This window comes from Streptomyces sp. ISL-12 (assembly GCF_018614415.1).
Classification (GTDB): domain Bacteria; phylum Actinomycetota; class Actinomycetes; order Streptomycetales; family Streptomycetaceae; genus Streptomyces.
In genome coordinates, this window is record NZ_JAGGOO010000191.1 from 1 (window position 1) to 16,661 (window position 16,661).

Sequence of the window (16,661 nt, forward strand, 5' to 3'; positions counted from 1 at the left end):
CCCATGCCTTTGCCCTTGCCCTGCCCTTGCCCTGCCCTTGCCTAAACCCTTTAGGCAAGGGCATACTGCTTTAGGCAAACGAAAGGACCCTCATGGCAAGAGCCGGGCTGACCAGGGAGCGGCTGATCTCAGCCGGTGCCGACCTCGCGGACGAGGCCGGCTTCGCGCAGGTGACCGTGTCGGCGCTGGCCAGGCGGTTCGACGTCAAGGTCGCGAGCCTCTACTCCCACCTGAGGAACTCCCAGGAGCTGAAGACCGGCATCGCCCTGCTCGCCCTCGCCGAGCTTGCCGACCGGGCCGCCGACGCGCTCGCCGGGCGGGCCGGCCGGGATGCCCTGACCGCCCTGGCCAACGTCTACCGCGACTACGCCCGCGAGCACCCCGGCCGCTTCGCCGCGGCCCAGCTCCGGCTCGACCCGCAGACCGCCGCCGCCAGCGCGGGCGTCCGGCAGGCCCAGCTGACGCGGGCGCTGCTGCGCGGCTACGACCTGGCCGAACCCGACCAGACCCACGCCGTCCGCCTGCTCGGCAGCGTCTTCTACGGCTACGTCAGCATGGAACTGGGCGGCAGCTTCAGCCACAGTTCCCCCGGCCCCGAGGAGTCCTGGTCCCGCATCCTCGACGCCCTCGACGCCCTGCTGCGCAACTGGCCCGCGGCCCCCGCCCCCTCACCGACAGGTCACTGACCATGCACACCATCCCCCTCCTCACCCCGGGTCTCCTCCGCGGCGCCCTCGACCTCGAACACACCCCGCACGGTCTGCTGCCGCACCGGCTCCCCGCCCGCGCCCGTGCCCAGTGCGCCGACCCGCAGCTCGCCCTGGCCGAGAGCCAGCCCTCCGGCGTACGGCTGGCCTTGCGCACCCGCGCCACCACCGTCGAACTCGACACCCTCCCCACCAAGCGCCTCTACACCGGCGCCCCGCCCCGCCCGGACGGCGTCTACGAGCTCCTCGTCGACGGTGTCCCGCACACCCGGGCCACCGCCGCCGGCGGCCACACCCTCACCGTCGACCTGAGCACGGGCGGCACCGAGCACCGCACCGGCGCCCCCACCACCCTGCGCTTCACGGACCTCCCGGACCGCGACAAGGACGTCGAGATCTGGCTGCCGCACAACGAGACGACCGAGCTGGTCGCCCTGCGCACCGACGCCCCCGCCGAGCCCGTCCCCGACCGGGGCCGCAAGGTCTGGCTGCACCACGGCAGTTCGATCAGCCACGGCTCGGACGCCGCGGACCCCACCGGCACCTGGCCCGCCCGCGCCGCCCTGCGCGCCGGGGTGGAGCTGGTCAACCTGGGCCTGGCCGGCAGCGCCCTGCTCGACCCGTTCACCGCCCGCGCGCTGCGGGACACCCCCGCCGACCTGATCAGCGTCAAGATCGGCATCAACCTCGTCAACGCCGACCTGATGCGGCTGCGCGCCTTCGGCCCGGCCGTGCACGGCTTCCTGGACACGATCCGCGAGGGCCACCCGACGACCCCCCTCCTGGTGATCTCCCCGATCTACTGCCCCCTGCACGAGGACACCCCCGGCCCCACCGCCTTCGACCCCGCCGCGCTCGCCGAGGGCCGGCTCGGCTTCCACGCCGCCGGCGACCCCGCCGAGGTCGCCGCCGGAAAGCTCACCCTCACCGTCGTCCGCGAGGAACTCGCCCGCATCGTCCGCGACCGCTCGGCCGACGACCCGCACCTGCGCCACCTGGACGGCCGCGCCCTGTACGGCGAGGCCGACCACGCCGAACTCCCCCTGCCCGACGGCCTCCACCCGGACGCCGCCACCCACCTGCGCATCGGCGACCGCTTCGCCGAGCTGGCCCTCTCCCCGGGCGGCCTCCTCACCTGAGCCGCGCTCAGAACGGCAACGGCCGCCCGTGCACCACGTCCAGCCGCGACACCGCCCGGGTCAGGACGACGTAGAGCCGGTTGAGCCCCCGCTCCTCCGCCGCCGCGATCGCCGCCGGTTCGACGGTGACGACATGGTCGTACTCCAGTCCCTTGACCGCACGCGCCGGGACCACGGCCGGACGGGCGCCGGGGTCCTCGGGGCCGGCCGCCGCGATCCCGGCGGCGGCGAGGGCCGCGCGCACCCGGTCCACGTCCGCGTCGGCCGCGATCACCCCGACCGACCCCTCCCGGGCGAGCGCGGCGCGCACGGCGGCCACGACCGCGTCCGGTACGTCCCCGGACGACGCGACCGGCCGCATCGTCAACTCGCCGTCCCCGCGCAGGGAGCGGGGAGCCGGGACGTCCACGTCCAGCCGCCCGAGCAACCGGTTGGCGAGGCCGACGACCGCCTGCGGCACCCGGTGCCCGGTGGTCAGCTCCGCCACGGCCGCGTCCGGCCGGCCGAGGTGGCCGAGGACCGTCCGCCAGGACCGCGCCGCCCACGGCGTGGTCCCCTGCGCCAGGTCGCCCAGGACGGTGAGCGAACCGAAGGCGGCCCGGCGGGCGATGGCCCGGCACTCCATCGGGGAGAGGTCCTGGGCCTCGTCGACGACGACATGGCCGTAGCCCTCGGGGCGTTCCAGCAGCCCGGCGGCCTCGTCGAGGAGGACCAGGTCGGCGGCGGACCACCGCGCCGACCGCCAGGACCGCGGCGGACGCCGCCACAGCAGCGCCTTCCGCTCCTCACCGTCCAGCACCCCGTCGGCCGCCTCGGCCAGGGCCGCCGGGTCGCCGAGCAGCCCGGCGACGACCTCCTCGGGCCGCACCCGGGGCCATACGGCGTCCAGGCAGGCGGTGACAGGCCGGGACCGCCCGATCCGCCGCACCCAGGCCGCGCCGCAGGTCTCCCCGCGCCGTTCGGCCTGGTCCTGGAGGTGCCGCACGATCCGGGCCCGTACCCGCTCGCGCCCGGTGCCGTACGGCGGCTCCTCGGCCCGCACGCCCGCCACGGTCCGCGCGAGTTCCTCGGCCGGCACCCGCCGCCGCACCGACCCGTCCGGCACCTCCAGATCCGCCGCCACCGACGCGGACACCCGCCCGTACAGCGCCCGGCGCAGCACCTCGGCCATCCGGGCGTCGTGCTTGACGGCGGCGGTCCGCGCCTCGTCGGTACCGGTGACCGGGTGCCGGGCGATCTCCTCCGCCAGCGTCGACTGCCGTACGCCGGTCTCCCCGAGGGCGGGCAGGACCTCTTCGATGTAGCCGAGGAAGGCGCGGCTGGGCCCGAGGACCAGCAGTCCGCCGCGCCGCATCCGGCGCGGGTGGGTGTAGAGCAGGTACGCGGCCCGGTGCAGGCCGACGGCGGTCTTGCCGGTGCCGGGGGCGCCCTGCACGCAGAGCGACTCCGTCAGGGCGGCGCGGACGAGGTCGTCCTGCTCGGGCTGGATGGTCGCGGCGATGTCCCGCATGGGTCCGACCCGGGGGCGTTCGATCTCACGGGCGACGATCTCGCTGGCCCGGGACTCGCCCCGGCCGAGGTGCTCGTCCTCCAGGCCGGTGAGGTCGGCGGAGTCGCCCCGGCTGCCCGGCGCCCAGCCGAACCGGCGGCGGACTTCCACACCCTGTGGATCGCGGGCGGTGGCCTGGTAGAAGGCGCGGGAGACGGGGGCCCGCCAGTCGACGACCAGCGGCGGGGCGGCCGGGTGCTCGGAGATCCGCAGCCGCCCGATGTGCAGCGGACCCTCGGCGAGGTCCAGCCGCCCGAAGAACAGCGGGCCCTCGGGCAGTTCGCGCAGTTCCTTGGCGCGGCTGCGCAGCCGGTGCCCGAGGACCTCGGCGTCGGCACCGGAGGCGGAGACGTCCTCGCCGGTGACGACGTGGTCCCGGGCGCCGTCGACCATCGCGGCGAGGGCGGCGCGGCAGTGCTCGTGATGGGCGCGTTCCCGGGCGAGGGCGGCCCGGAGGGCGGGTTCGGGTGACGTCATTCCGCCGAGCGTACCGGAATGGCGTTACCGAGTTACATAGTTTACCGCCTATCAAAATCAGGGAGTGCGGCGGCCAGCCGTCCGAACGCCCGCCCGGCCGCGGCCACGGCGTCCTCCCGTACGTCCGCGAGCCGTTCCCCGGCCGCGATCCGCCGCCAGTTCTCCAGCGCGAGGACGCGCTGTACGGCGATGATCTGGGCCGCCGCCAGCCGGGCCTCCAGGTCGCCGCCGAGGGCGTCGGCGAGCGCGGCCTCGGAACGTTCCTGGTAGGCGTGGATCCGGGCGGCGAGGGCGGGGGTGCCGTAGAGCAGGCGGTGGAAGGCGAGCACCTCGGGGTCGTCGTTCAGCCCGGTCACCGGGTCGCACCGCTCCAGCCCCGCCAGGAAGTGCCGCCACAGTGCCGTCACCGGGTCCGGCCCCTCGGCGACCACCCGCGCGGCCTCGCCCTCGTGGTCGGCGATCCGGTACAGGACCAGGTCCTCCTTGGCCGGGAAGTACCGGAACAGCGTCGGCTTGGAGACCTCGGCCGCGGCGGCCACCTCGGCGACCGACACGGCGTCGAAGCCCCGCTCCAGGAACAGCCGGACGGCGGTGTCGGACAGGACGCGGTACATCCGCTGCTTCTTGCGCTCGCGCAGGCCGGGCTCGGTCATGGGGCGAGCGTACGCAGCCGCCGCCGTACGCCCGTACTCAGGCGGCCCGCCGGCAGGCCGAGCGCGCCGGTGGCCACCGCCAGGGTGACGGCGTAGGAGTCGACGGCCCGGCGGACGTTGGGCGCGTCGAGCCCCTCCCCGGTGACGATGCGGTCGAGGTCGATGTAGGCGGACCGTACGGCCTCCAGCCGGCGGTACGCCTTCCAGTCCTGGCGCCAGCCACGGGTGTGCCCGGGTGGCAGGGAGCGCTCCCAGCGGCGGAACATCCGGGCGCGGATCTCCGGCCGGGCCGGGGTGAGGTGCAGGTGCCGGACCAGGTCGTACAGGGGGTCGCCGACCACCGCCAGCTCCCAGTCGATGACGGTCAGCGCCAGGTCGTCGTCGCGGCGGACCAGGTTCCACGGGTTCAGGTCGCCGTGCAGGAGGGACGGGCTGCGTTCGGTCACCGTCTGCCGGGACAGGATGTGCCGCAGCCGGTCGGCGTCGGGCAGGCCGAGCAGCCGGGCGTGGCGCCGGGACTCGGCGGGCAGCTCGGCGACGAGCGAGGCGAGCTGCTCGACCAGCCGGCCGTGGAAGCCGCTCTGCCCGGCGACCGGGTCGAGCTGCCGGTAGGGCACGCGGGTCAGCGCGCGGAGCTGGTCGACGAGCCCGTCCGCCTCGTGCGGGAGGAGGCCGTGCACGGGATGGCGGGGGGTCCGGTCGATGTCGTCCGGGCCGACGTACGTGTGGATCGCGAACCGGTCCCCGGAGCCGCTCTCGCCCAGGGCCAGCACCCGGGGGGCCGCCACCCTGACCGACGCCTGCTCGATGGCCCGCAGCACGGAGTGCTCGCTGAGGAAACTCCGCTCCCGGCGGCGGTCCACGGGGAGTTTCCGCCGGACCACCACGGGGGTGCCGGCGCCCGGCACCCGTACGACGGTGTTCAGGTGGCCGGTGCCCTTGAAGACCCGGTGCGCGGGGGCGGCGCCCTCCTCGCGCAGCGCCTGTTCCACGCACGCGTCGGGGAAGTCCGCCCGCTCGGGCACCCGACGGTCCCGGCGCCAGCGGTGCGCGGGGGCGAGCGGTCGCCGTCCGCCGCCGTCCCGGGACGCCCACCACCGGAACAGGGCCCGCTCGATCTCGCCGCCGCCGGGCACCCGGGTCAGCCGGAGCGGCTCGGCCGCCGCGTCCAGCGCCCGCGCCACCGTCTCCGTCGCCGCCGCCAGCCGCTCCTCGGTGAACGACTCCTCCAGGGAGCGCGCGGCGCGGATGGTGTCCGGGTAGACCGACTGGGCGCGTTCGAAGGCGACATAGTGCGGCAGGTCCCGGTCCAGCCCGTGCCCGGCCGCGGGCCGCACCGCCCGCACGGCCGCCGCCCACGCCTCGATCACCTCGGGCCACTGACCGGCCGGGTACCGCATCCGTACCAGGTGCGTCGCCAGGTCGTGCAGGGGGTCGCCGTAGCTCGCCAGCTCCCAGTCGACGCAGCTCAGGCGGAGGCCGTCGGGACCGTCCGGGCCGTCCGGGCCGTCCGGGCCGTCCGGGCCGTCCGGGCCGTCCGAGACGATCACGTTGGCGCGGTGCAGGTCGGTGTGGAGCAGGCTGAACGGGCGGCGCGTCAGGGAGGGCGTCCGCTCCCCCAGCCGCCGCAGGGCGTCCTCGGGCAGCCCGAGCGCGGTGAACAGCCCGCCGAAGCCGGGCCAGTTGGCCTGCCGGATCTGTACGTCGGCGCAGTGCGCGAGGGCGCGCAGGAAGCCCTGGCTGTCCGTGTGGCCGCGGGGCCGGCAGGCCGGCAGCGGCGGCAGCGCGGCGCGGCGCACCAGGGCCAGCCGCGCGAGCTGAGCGGCCAGCGCCTCGACGAGGACGCGGTCGACGGGCTTGCCGTCCGGGCAGCGCTCCCCGAGGGCGACGCCCTCCACATGGGTCTGGACCGTGCCGCCGTCCCACCGCGCCAGGCACTCCGGCACGCCGGGCAGCACCTCCCGTACGGCCTTCAGGACGGCCGCCTCGTCCGGCCAGGTCCGGATCACCACGGGCAGGACCCCGGCCCTCCGGAGACGCACGGTGACGGTCTCGCCGGGAGCACGGCCGAGCAGCGCGGCCGTGCGGGGCGGCAGGAGCGTGACGTGGTTGCGGTGGTGGTGGCCCTGGACGGGCGTCCCCTGATCGACGGCCAGCCGCACGAAGTCGCGCAGCGGCTCAGGAGGGGAAGGTACGACCACTGGTCGCTCCGGTGCGAAAAGGGCTGGTGTGACGACGGTAAAGGCAATGCCGGGACGGTGCAGGGCGGGGTGTCACCCGCACGGCCGCGACCAGTGGTGTGCCGGGGACCTTACCGCATCAGGATGTGCCCTCCGGCGCGGGACAGCCGCTCCCGGAGGGCGGCGCGAAGGGGCTCCGGGCGAGCAGCGCGGCCCGTACGTCCGACAGGTCCGTGACGACACACGGCTCGGCGGCGTCCGGGTCCACCAGGGCGGCGGCCGTCTCCTCGCTCCGGGCGTACCCGAGGAACGGGACCCCGGCGGCCCGCGCCGCAGCGAGGTCGGACGGCGAGTCGCCGATCATGAGGGCCTGGGACGGATCGGCGCCCATGACGGTCAGCGCCCGCAGCAGCGCGTGCGGGTGGGGCTTCATGAGACCGAGGTCCCCGGTGCGGCCGTAGAGGGAGGAGAAGCAGCCGGTCAGCCCCCGGGTCTCCAGGTACGCCGCCGCCACCCGCGCCGAGTTGTTGGTGGTGACGGCCGAGACCGCGCCCAGGGCGGTCCACGTCCGGATGAGCGGATCGGCGTAGGGGGTGGGGCGGGCTCCCGGGACGGCCGCGAGTTCCTGCCGGGTCAGCCACTCCTCCAGTTCCCCGACCAGGTCGCTGCCGGGGTGCCGCTCGCTGACCCGCAGCAGTACCGCCTGCGGGTCGCGGTGGGCGCGTTCCCGCTCGGTCAGCGACCCGCCCAGCCCCAGGGCGTCGATCTCGGCCACCAGGTCACGGGCGATCACACCCGCCGGGTGCCCGGCGAACAGCCGGCAGATCGGCCCGTCCAGGTCCCACAGGACGTACCGGACGGGGGCCGTCAGCTTCCGCAAGGACTCTGCCGACGCGGTCACCGGAGTGCTCTGCTGCGTATCAGAAGCCACTAGGAGAGTGTGAGGTCCGTCGTGATGGTTTCCCAGAGGGCGTCGAACCACTTCTGGGATTCCTCGACGAACGCCCCGTCCCGGTGGCCGTCCTGCTTCAGGAACGCGAACAGCAGGGATTCGAAACCGAGGACGTCGTACATCTCCAGCGTCCGGCTCTGCCACTCCTCCTCACGCCTGGTCAGCATGTAGTAGCCGATCAGCGCCTCCTCGCCGTTGAGCAGGTACAGCTTCATCGGCGGGGTGAAGGGCAGCGCGCGGAAGGCGACGCTGACGTCGACGCGCTGGGTGGACCGTACGGCGTTCAGGTTGTGCTGGAGGACGCGGGCCTGGGCGTCGCGCATCTGGAGCCACCGCTCGTGCACGGGGTCGGCCCCGTCGGTGCCGTCGCCGGCGGAGGTGTCGACCAGCACCGGGAAGGCGAGGTTGATGTTCCGGGACGGCAGCAGGACGCGGAGGGAGATGGACCGGGGGCGGATACGGCCCTCGTGGATCATGCGGAGCGGCTCGCTGAGGGCGAGCATCAGCGTCTCGGAGGTGTGGCAGACCACGTCGATCCGCACCTCCGGCTCGCCGAACGCCCGCGTCAGCCGCGGTGCCAGCGCCACCATCGTGGGCTGCGGCTCGCCGTGCGCCGGGGCCGGGGCGGCGATCCGGGGCGGGCTGCCCTTGCTGACGTTGCTGAGCAGCCCGTCCTCCTGGAGCGACCGCAGGGCCTGCCGGACGGCGCCGCGCTCCACGCCGAACTCCTCGGACAGCTCCGCCTGCGTGGGCAGGCGGTCCCCCGCCTTGAGGTCACCGGCGCGGATCCGCTCCCGCAGGATGTCTGCGATCTCCTGGGGGGAGAGCCTTTTGCTGCCGTCCACCGCAACGTTCTCCTGAGTCACGTCCGAAAACTACAACTGTGATCCATCTTAGGGGAGTTGCCGGGAAGTTGTTTATAGCTGACTGCCAAGTGGGACTAGATAGGAAGAGTTGGTCGCCAACTCGGAGAAGTTGGCGGCGGACTTGTCACCTCCGCCCTGCCGAGGAGGAAACCCATGACTGCCCTCTCCAGCGCCACCATCGTCACCACCGTCACCACCGACGTCACCACCGCCTTCGTGATCGCCTTCGAGGAGTTCCTCCACTGGCGGTACGGCGCCGGCGGCCTCCTCGGCCTGCTCCTGCTCACCGTGGGCGTCAAGTCCCGCAGGCCCTCGGTCAGTTCCGCCGGAGCGGTGGTGCTCGCCCTGCTGGTGTCACGACCCGCCCTGTGAGGGCGGCGTCAGACCGTGAGCACCAGCTCCGAACTGATCGTCCCCCACAGCGCGTCGAACCACCGGCGTGACTGCTCCACGAACCCGCCGTCCCGCGGGCCGGCGCCCTGCTCGAACGCGAACAGCACCGACCTGGTGCCCTCGGTGTCGTACATCTCCACGCTCCCGTCGTCGGTCTCCTGCTGCCGCCGGCCGATCGTGTAGTAGGCGAAGAGCGCCTCCTCGCCGTTGAGCAGGTACAGCTTGACCGGCGGCGTGAAGGGCAGGGCGCGGAAGGTGACGCTCACGTCGATGCCGTACATGGAGCGCAGCGACAGCAGGTTGTGCCGCAGCACCTGTCCCTGGGCGTTGCGCTGGGCCAGCCACCGCTGGTGCACCGGGTCCTCGGGGTTGTTCCCGGGGTGTCCGGCGACCGCCACCGGGAAGGCCAGGCTGATGTCGCGGGAGGGCAGCAGGACCCTCAGGTCGACCTTGGCCGGTTTCAGCCGCCCGGCGTGGATCTCGCGCAGCGGCTCCCCGATCGCGAGGGTGAGCGAGACCGAGGTCAGGCAGAGCGCGTCGATCCGCACGTGCTCGGTGTCGAAGGCGGCGGCGATCCGCGGCGCGAGGGCGACCGTGGTGGGCAGGGGCGCCGCCAGCGGTCCCGTCGCCGCCTTGCCGAAGTCGGGGGCGACGGTCGCGGGGCTGCCCTTGGAGACGTTGGTGAGCAGGTGCTCGGACTGGAGAACGCGCAGCGCCTGGCGGACCGTGCCGCGCTCCACGCCGAACTCGTCGGCCAACTGCGCCTGCGTGGGCATCCGCTGACCCGCCCGCAGCTCACCGGACCTGATCCGGGCGCGCAGTTCGTCGGCCACCTCGCGATGGGTCCGCTGCGGCCGCTGTGACCTCTTCCGTCCATCGACGGTGGCGTGTTCCGGCTCCACGAACGAACCCTACAACTTCTCGCCATCTTCAGACAGTTCGAAAGAAGGTGGTTATGAGCCGCATCCAAGCGGAGATATGTATGGAAGAGTTGGCAGCCAACTTGCACAACATGGTCCGACCTCACGAGGGTTGGCCAACAGGATGTCAGTGGGGACCATGTCCCGCGGGGGACGTCCCGGAGGGGGAACCATGCCGCTCGTCGCCATCGTCATCGCAGCGCTCGCCATCGGGTTCGAGCAGCTCGTCCAGTGGAAGTACGGGCCGATGGGCATCATCGCGTTCGTCGCGCTGTCCATCGGCATCAAGGCGAAGAACACCGCGATCGGCGGCGTCGGCGCGGTGATCCTCGTCATGCTGCTCGCCCAGTCGGGCTGAGCCCTACAACGCGCCCGCCGTCCGGGCTCCCTTCCGGAGGGGAGCCGGGAGTCCGGTCGGACCGGGCCGGCACCACCGCACAACAACCACAACCACAACTGAAGAGCACGCTACGGATACGCACGACCCAGCACAGCCCAGTACAGCCCAGTACAGCAACACCGTCACCGTCACCGTCACCGGCCGTAAGGAGGCACCTCAGAACATGTCCGGGCACCAAGGCCGCCCGGAAGTACGCAGCAGGGCGTCGGCCACCAGGGCGGCGCCCGCTCGTTCTTCCCGGACCCGGCCCAGTGCCGCCAGCCGGACCGCCGACTCGTCGCCCAGCCACAGCCGGGCCAGGTCGCCCACGCCGAGGACCAGGTCCGCGCCCTCCGCCGTCGCCCGGCAGGACGCCCGGCCCCCGGACGCCTCCAGCCGCCACCGCCCGCCGGCCGTCCCGTCCCGGTCGGCCACCTCCAGCACCAGGACGCCCTCGCCGCCGTACGTCCGCGCCTCCAGCGCCCGTACGACGTCCAGGAGCCGCACCCACAGCCAGTCGGCCTGGGTGGTGATCCGGGCGGCGCGCGGGTCGGGCAGGAAGTGCGGGAGCAGATCGTCGGGGGAGCGCCGGCCGCTCTTCACCGTCACGACCCAGTCGATCGAGCACAGGAAGTGCCACAGGGCGCGCTCGGCGGCCGGTGTCGTCCCGAGCAGCCAGTCCACGGTCGCCGTGTTCAGCGGCTGCTTGGCGTCGCCCCAGGCCGCTCACCGTAGGCGGGGCGCACGGCGGACGTCACGGCATATTCACCACCCCGGCCGGGCCCGGCCGCCCCCGGCCGCCCCCGCCGGCTCAGAACGCGGCGCGGATCTCCCCCACCTCGCGCCCCCCGCCGAGCAGCGGTGACCGTCCGATCCGCTCCCGTACCGGCGCGTCCACGCCCAGCAGGGCCAGCGCGCGGGCCAGTACCGGGCCGAGCGCCCGGGTCGCCCCGTCCTCGATCTTGAAGGCGAGGGCGCGGCCGTCGGGCAGGGCCACCGCCTGGACCGCCTCGGCGCCCATCTTGGACAGGGCCCCCGGCACCTCCCGCATCAGCCAGGTGTCGGCGCGGCGGGTGCCGGCGACGTACTCGGGGTGGGCCCGCATGGCGTCGGCGACCCGGCGTTCGGCCGAGCCCGGCGCGGCGAGGACGAAGGAGCGGAAGGCGCGGGCCAGCCCGGTCAGCGAGATCGCCATCAGCGGCGCACCGCACCCGTCGGTGCCGACGGCGTCGACCGGCTCCCCGGCGGCTTCCTCGACCACCTCGTGGATGAGCCGCTGGAGCGGGTGGCCGGGGTCCAGGTAGCTCTCCAGCGGCCAGCCGCGCCGGGCGCAGACGGCCAGCATGGCGGTGTGCTTGCCGGAGCAGTTCATGGTCACCCGGTCCGGGACGGCGCCCGAGGCCAGGTACGCGTCCCGCTCCTCGGGGTCGAGCGGCAGGTCGGGCGGGCACTGGAGCTGCGCCGCGTCCAGTCCCTGCTCGGCGAGCAGCTGCCGTACCAGATCCAGGTGAAACGATTCCCCGGAGTGGCTCGCGGCGGCCAGCGCCAGTCGCTCCCCCGCCAGCTCCAGCCCCGCGCGCAGCACGCCGGCGGCCTGCATCGGCTTGTTGGCGGAGCGCGGGAAGACGGGGGCGGCCGGGTCCCCGAGCGCCAGGTCGACCGCCCCGTCCGCGCCCAGCACCACCAGGCTGCCGCGATGACGGCCCTCGACGAACCCGGACCGCACGACCTCGGCGAGGACGGGCGGCACGGCGGGTACGGGCCCGGCCTCCCCGGACCGGGGCTGGGACGGGGACGGGGACCCGGACGTGGGCTGCTGGGGCGCGGGCATCGGCGGTCGCCTTCCGACAGGGGACCCGCCGGACGGTCGGCCGCGCCAACGGCCCGGGGTCACCGGGCCGGCACGTCACGCCAGCAGGTCGTCTACTTGTGCTTCCCCTTCACGGTACCGGCGCGCGATCTCGGCGCTGCAGTCGTCCGCCGTGCGCTGCAGCCGCTGGCGTCGCCGGGACACCTGCTGCTCGTAGCCCACCAGCCGCCCCATCGCGGCCGTCAGCTCCGGATCGGTGCGCGCCCGGAGGTCCGACAGCTCGACCTCGCCCAGCATCTCGGCGGCCAGTTGCCGGTACTCCTCGCTGCGCGGCGTGCCCAGCGTCACATGCCGGGCCGAGGAGCGGTGCCGGGCCGGGCCGTCCGTCAGGATCTCCGACAGCCGCTCCACCATCGACTGCTCCCGGGCCACCACGGAGGCGGGCCCGCGCAGGGCCAGCTCGGCCCGCAGGATGTCGATCCGCCCCTGCAACAGCCGTCGTACATAACTCAGGTCGGCCTCCTCCCGCTGGGCTTCCCTGCGCAGTGTGCGCAACTCGGGCAGACTCAGTACGGTCAGATCGTTCTTCCCCGTCGCCCCCTGTGCCGTTGCCCGCGCCGCCTCCGGCGCGGTCTGTGTGTTCCCCCCGGGCGGTGTGCTCGCGGGCGGATCCGCGGGCAGCTCCGGGCTGTCCGTGCGCTGCACGGGCGGCCGGATCCTGTCTGTGCCGACCGCATACGTCAACGAGACAGTCCTCGACGGCTGCCCGGTACTCGGTGTGCTCATGTGCCTCAACCGTCCCCTCGACCGGCGTCTGGGAGCATCGTGCCACCCCATCCGGCCGCTATGTGACCGAGTGCCCCCGATCGGCCCCAGATGGGGGGTTCGGGGACGAAAAGAAACCCGTACGGGGCCGCCCGCCGGCGCCCGGGGGGCGCACGGCATCATGGCCGCATGCGAGCGGTGGTACAGAGGGCGGACGGCGCGAGCGTCGTCGTGGACGGCGAGACGGTCGGCGCGTTCGAGGGCGAGGGCCTGTGCGTCCTGGTCGGGGTCACCCACGGGGACACCGAGGAGAAGGCCGCGCAACTGGCCCGCAAGCTCTGGTCGGTGCGGATGCTGGCGGACGAGAAGTCGTGCAGTGACATCGACGCGCCGCTCCTGGTCATCAGCCAGTTCACCCTTTATGGCGACGCCCGCAAGGGCCGCCGCCCCACCTGGAACGCCGCCGCCCCCGGCGACGTCGCCGAACCCCTCGTCGACGAGGTGGTCGCCCAGCTGCGCGCGCTGGGCGCGACCGTGGCGACGGGCCGCTTCGGCGCGCGCATGCGGGTGACGCTGACGAACGACGGCCCGTTCACCGTACTGCTGGAGATCTGACCGGTCAGGGCGCTACGACGGTCTCCTGGGCCGCCGCCGTGTCCCCGGCCACCAGCCGCGCGTCCACCGGCACGTTCCGCTTGACCAGGGCGAGGGCGACCGGGCCCAGCTCGTGGTGGCGTACGGAGGTGGTGATGAAGCCGATCTTCCGCCCCTCGGCCCCCTCGTCCGCGAGCCGGAGCTCGGTCCCCGCCACCGGCAGGTGCACCTCGCTGCCGTCCAGGTGCAGGAAGACCAGCCGGCGCGGGGGCTTGCCCAGGTTCTGCACCCGGGCGACGGTCTCCTGGCCGCGGTAGCAGCCCTTCTGGAGATGGACGGCGGTGCCGATCCAGCCCAGCTCGTGCGGGATGGTGCGGTGATCGGTCTCGAAACCGAGCCGGGGCCGGTGCTGCTCGACCCGCAGCGCCTCGTACGCCAGCAGCCCGGCCGGCGGCCCGGCCTGCGCGGCGTACGCCTCCAGCTCGTCACGCGGCAGGAAGAGGTCACGCCCGTACGGGGTCTCCCGTACGGCGACGCCCTCGGGGACCGGCGCGATGGACCCGGCGGGCAGGTGCACCACCGCGATGTCCTCGGTGCGGTCGGCGACCTCGACCCGGTAGAAGAACTTCATCGACTCCAGGTAGGCGACCAGCGCCTCGCGGGTGCCGGGCTCGACGTGCGCCCAGACCGTCTCCCCGTCGTCGACGAGGTACAGGGCGTGCTCGATGTGCCCGTTGGCGGAGAGGATCAGCGCCTCGGTGGCCTGTCCGGCCGGCAGGTCGCTGACGTGCTGGGTGAGCAGCAGGTGCAGCCAGCTCAGCCGGTCGTCGCCGGTGACGGTGACGACCCCGCGGTGCGAGAGGTCGACGAAACCGGTGCCGCCGGCGAGGGCGCGCTGCTCGCGGAACAGGTCGCCGTAGTGGGCGGCGACGCCTTCGTCCACCCCCTCGGCGGGTACGGCGCCGGGCAGGGACAGCAGGGGGCTCTTCATGCCTCCAGCCTACGACCGGACCACGACCGGTCTACGACTCGGTAGTTGAACCCTTGAGCGAACAGTCCTCGCACCGGCCGAAAATCGCGAAGTGCTTCATGTCGGTGTCGAACCCGAACTGCTCGCGCAGCTTGTCGGTGAACTCGGCGGCCACCGACAGATCGGCCTCGATGACGTTGGTGCAGTCCCGGCAGACCAGGTGGATGTGGTGGTGCCGGTCGGCCAGGTGGTAGGTCGGCGCCCCGTGCCCGAGGTGGGCGTGGCTGACCAGGCCCAGCTCCTCCAGCAGCTCCAGCGTCCGGTAGACCGTGGAGATGTTGACCCCCGACGCCGTCTTGCGCACTTCGCCGAGGATGTCGTCGGGGGTCGCGTGCTCCAGGGTGTCCACGGCCTCCAGCACCAGTTGCCGCTGCGGGGTCAGCCGGTAACCGCGCTGCCTCAGGTCGCTTTTCCAGTCGGTGCTCACCACACCCCTGAGTCTAGGACTACTTGAAGAAAGCGATCCCGTCGTCCGGCATGTCGTCGGGGAGGGCCTTGGCCCAGCGTTCGACGTCCTCCGGGGTGACGACCTTCTTCAGGTGCGCGGACATGTAGGGGCGCAGCTCGACCTCGGGGGTCTGCTTCTCGCCGACCCACATCAGGTCGCTCTTGACGTAGCCGTACAGACGCTTGCCGCCGGTGTAGGGCTGGGCGGCGGCGGTGCGGGCCACGGCGTCCGTCACCAGGTCGATCTGCGGCTTCTGGGCGGCCATCTCGCCGTACCAGATCTCGATGACGCCGTCGTCGCGGGTCATCGTCACCTCGACCTTGCGGTCGGCGTCGATACGCCAGAAGCCGTGCTCGGACTCCAGCGGGCGGACCTTGTTGCCATCCTTGTCGAGCACCCAGGTGTGGGAGGCGTACTCCAGGAAGTCACGTCCGTCGTGGGAGAAGGTGACCTCCTGACCGAAGTTGCACTTCTCGGCGCCGGGGAAGTCGTGCACGCCCGCGCCGGCCCAGTTGCCGAGCAGGAAGGCGAGCGGGACGAGGTCCTTGTGCAGGTCGGACGGGATCTCGATCATGAGCGGAACTTACTTCCTGACGTGCTTCCTGGCGTGGGGGTCAGCGCTGGCCCTGGAACAGCTTCTTCACGGTCAGTCCGGCGAAGGCGAGAACGCCGACGCAGACCAGGACCAGCAGGGCTTCGAAGAAGATCTCCACGGGGTGCTCCTTGAGCGGGGGTGCGGTGGTGTGCACAGGGCCGGGGCCCAGCTTACGCGGCCGGGGCCCGGCCCTGTCGGGTGAGGTACGCCCTGCCCGCCGGGTCAGGCCAGCAGCCGGCTCTGGAGCGCCGCGGTCTGCTGGAAGGGGACGGCGGGTGCGGTGCCCTCGCGGGACTGCACGACCAGGGCGAGGACGTCGCCGGCGGTGAGATAGCCGTGCCGGACCTGCTCGGCGCCGTAGGGCTCGGCCTCCGTGTACATCATGCGGGTGACGCCGGAGACGGTGGCCTTCTCGGGGAAGTCCCCGTCCCAGACGGACTCGCCGGCGCCGCGCAGGGCGTGGGCGGGGCGGCCGACCTGGGCGATGTCGCCGCTCAGCTCGTCCACGACGGCGGCGGTGCCGAACTGGAGCAGGTAGATCCGGGTACGGGTGCCGTCGTCGGTGGTCCAGCCGCGGGCGGCGATGTGCCGCAGGCCGTGGTCGGTGAGCTTCTGCCGCAGCTCGTCCCGGTCGTCCTCGACGTACTCCGCCAGCAGGTCCTTCGTCGCCAGCCAGCCGTCGTCGCCGCGCAGCGCCTTGTCCTCCGTCGCCCCCTCGGGCGCGGGCAGCACCAGCTCGCGCAGGTCCGCGTAGTGGGCACCGGCCGGATTCGTGTCGGCGAGCGGCCCGGGGCTGCCCTCGGGCAGCGGTGGTGCGGTGAGCTCGGGGTAGGCCCAGCGGCCGTCCGACGCGGTGGCCAGCCCCGGTACGTCGGTCCGCTCCAGGCTGCTGATCCCGTACGCCGTCCCGGCCCCGGCCACCGCGAAGACGGCCACGGCGGCCGTCCAGCGCAGGGCGGCGCGCAGGAATCGGCGGTCCTCCGGGGGCGAGGGCGTGGGCGTGGGCACGGGCACGGGCTGGTCGGGCGGGGTGGTGGGGCCGGTGCGGGTGGAGTAGGCGTAGCGGGCGTAGCCGGAGTCGTCGTCGCCGGACGGGGCGCTGCTCGCATGGTTGCTGCCGTGGTTGTGGAGGCGGACGAGTCCGTCGGCGGCGGTGGACTGGATGAGCAGGCAGGCCGGGGGGACGGGGCGCACGGTGTCGGCG

18 protein-coding genes and 1 pseudogene are annotated in these 16,661 nt (G+C 73.6%); 5 read left to right on the forward strand and 14 right to left on the reverse strand.

What is annotated here, in order from left to right; genetic code table 11:
- Positions 1–92: 92 nt before the first annotated feature.
- Complete coding sequence (locus tag J7I94_RS36965; protein ID WP_215174608.1) at positions 93–686, forward strand: TetR/AcrR family transcriptional regulator; 594 nt, start codon at positions 93–95, stop codon at positions 684–686.
- A gap of 2 nt (positions 687–688) precedes the next feature.
- The gene (locus tag J7I94_RS36970; RefSeq protein ID WP_215174610.1) at positions 689–1,846 is read left to right on the forward strand and encodes an SGNH/GDSL hydrolase family protein; all 1,158 of its coding nucleotides are present in this window, start codon (positions 689–691) and stop codon (positions 1,844–1,846) included.
- A 7-nt stretch (positions 1,847–1,853) separates the two neighbouring features.
- On the opposite strand, the gene J7I94_RS36975 is transcribed toward J7I94_RS36970, so the two are convergent.
- From J7I94_RS36975 to J7I94_RS36995, 5 genes are all read right to left on the reverse strand, one after another.
- Complete coding sequence (locus J7I94_RS36975) at positions 1,854–3,872, reverse strand: AAA family ATPase (protein ID WP_215174612.1); 2,019 nt, start codon at positions 3,870–3,872, stop codon at positions 1,854–1,856.
- 41 nt (positions 3,873–3,913) lie between these two features.
- Positions 3,914–4,525 carry a TetR family transcriptional regulator gene (locus J7I94_RS36980; protein WP_215174614.1) on the reverse strand — a complete coding sequence of 204 codons (612 nt, stop codon included), beginning with the start codon at positions 4,523–4,525 and terminating at the stop codon, positions 3,914–3,916.
- The gene (locus J7I94_RS36985) at positions 4,522–6,726 is read right to left on the reverse strand and encodes a phosphotransferase (RefSeq protein WP_308114849.1); all 2,205 of its coding nucleotides are present in this window, start codon (positions 6,724–6,726) and stop codon (positions 4,522–4,524) included. The genes J7I94_RS36980 and J7I94_RS36985 overlap by 4 nt, the downstream gene beginning before the upstream one ends.
- A 118-nt stretch (positions 6,727–6,844) precedes the next feature.
- A complete protein-coding gene (locus J7I94_RS36990) occupies positions 6,845–7,636 on the reverse strand; it encodes an HAD family hydrolase (RefSeq protein WP_308114850.1) in 792 nt (263 codons plus the stop codon).
- Complete coding sequence (locus J7I94_RS36995; protein ID WP_215174618.1) at positions 7,636–8,502, reverse strand: winged helix-turn-helix domain-containing protein; 867 nt, start codon at positions 8,500–8,502, stop codon at positions 7,636–7,638. The genes J7I94_RS36990 and J7I94_RS36995 overlap by 1 nt, the downstream gene beginning before the upstream one ends.
- Before the next feature lie 174 nt (positions 8,503–8,676).
- Here J7I94_RS36995 and J7I94_RS37000 point away from each other — a divergent pair, with 174 nt between their 5' ends.
- Positions 8,677–8,895, forward strand: coding sequence for a hypothetical protein (locus J7I94_RS37000; RefSeq protein WP_215174620.1), 219 nt, complete (start codon positions 8,677–8,679; stop codon positions 8,893–8,895).
- Positions 8,896–8,903: 8 nt separating this feature from the next.
- Here the strand turns inward: J7I94_RS37000 and J7I94_RS37005 are convergent, their stop codons facing one another.
- A complete protein-coding gene (locus tag J7I94_RS37005) occupies positions 8,904–9,818 on the reverse strand; it encodes a FadR/GntR family transcriptional regulator (RefSeq protein ID WP_215174622.1) in 915 nt (304 codons plus the stop codon).
- 190 nt (positions 9,819–10,008) lie between these two features.
- Here J7I94_RS37005 and J7I94_RS37010 point away from each other — a divergent pair, with 190 nt between their 5' ends.
- Positions 10,009–10,194, forward strand: a complete 186-nt coding sequence (locus J7I94_RS37010) for a hypothetical protein (RefSeq protein WP_215174624.1) — start codon at positions 10,009–10,011, stop codon at positions 10,192–10,194.
- A gap of 198 nt (positions 10,195–10,392) precedes the next feature.
- Here the strand turns inward: J7I94_RS37010 and J7I94_RS37015 are convergent.
- The 3 genes and pseudogenes from J7I94_RS37015 to J7I94_RS37025 form a co-directional block, all read right to left on the reverse strand.
- Positions 10,393–10,935: pseudogene (locus J7I94_RS37015) on the reverse strand (sterol carrier protein domain-containing protein); the annotation flags it as partial.
- 91 nt (positions 10,936–11,026) lie between these two features.
- Positions 11,027–12,046, reverse strand: coding sequence for an asparaginase (locus tag J7I94_RS37020; protein ID WP_215174626.1), 1,020 nt, complete (start codon positions 12,044–12,046; stop codon positions 11,027–11,029).
- Between the two features lie 75 nt (positions 12,047–12,121).
- Positions 12,122–12,811 (reverse strand): aerial mycelium formation protein, encoded by a 690-nt coding sequence (locus J7I94_RS37025; protein ID WP_215174628.1) that lies wholly within the window; start codon positions 12,809–12,811, stop codon positions 12,122–12,124.
- A gap of 168 nt (positions 12,812–12,979) precedes the next feature.
- On the opposite strand from J7I94_RS37025, the gene dtd reads away from it, so the two are divergent.
- The gene (gene dtd / locus J7I94_RS37030) at positions 12,980–13,405 is read left to right on the forward strand and encodes a D-aminoacyl-tRNA deacylase (protein ID WP_215174630.1); all 426 of its coding nucleotides are present in this window, start codon (positions 12,980–12,982) and stop codon (positions 13,403–13,405) included.
- 4 nt (positions 13,406–13,409) lie between these two features.
- On the opposite strand, the gene J7I94_RS37035 is transcribed toward dtd, so the two are convergent.
- From J7I94_RS37035 to J7I94_RS37050, 5 genes are all read right to left on the reverse strand, one after another.
- The gene (locus J7I94_RS37035; RefSeq protein WP_215174632.1) at positions 13,410–14,375 is read right to left on the reverse strand and encodes a folate-binding protein YgfZ; all 966 of its coding nucleotides are present in this window, start codon (positions 14,373–14,375) and stop codon (positions 13,410–13,412) included.
- Between the two features lie 31 nt (positions 14,376–14,406).
- Positions 14,407–14,844, reverse strand: coding sequence for a Fur family transcriptional regulator (locus tag J7I94_RS37040; RefSeq protein ID WP_215174634.1), 438 nt, complete (start codon positions 14,842–14,844; stop codon positions 14,407–14,409).
- A 16-nt stretch (positions 14,845–14,860) separates the two neighbouring features.
- On the reverse strand, positions 14,861–15,436 hold the full coding sequence (locus J7I94_RS37045; RefSeq protein ID WP_215174636.1) for an FABP family protein: 576 nt from the start codon (positions 15,434–15,436) through the stop codon (positions 14,861–14,863).
- A gap of 40 nt (positions 15,437–15,476) precedes the next feature.
- Complete coding sequence (locus J7I94_RS39155) at positions 15,477–15,611, reverse strand: hypothetical protein (protein WP_285442785.1); 135 nt, start codon at positions 15,609–15,611, stop codon at positions 15,477–15,479.
- A 68-nt stretch (positions 15,612–15,679) separates the two neighbouring features.
- Positions 15,680–16,471: a hypothetical protein gene (locus tag J7I94_RS37050; protein WP_374198493.1), complete on the reverse strand. Its 792-nt coding sequence runs from the start codon at positions 16,469–16,471 to the stop codon at positions 15,680–15,682.
- Positions 16,472–16,661: the final 190 nt, after the last annotated feature.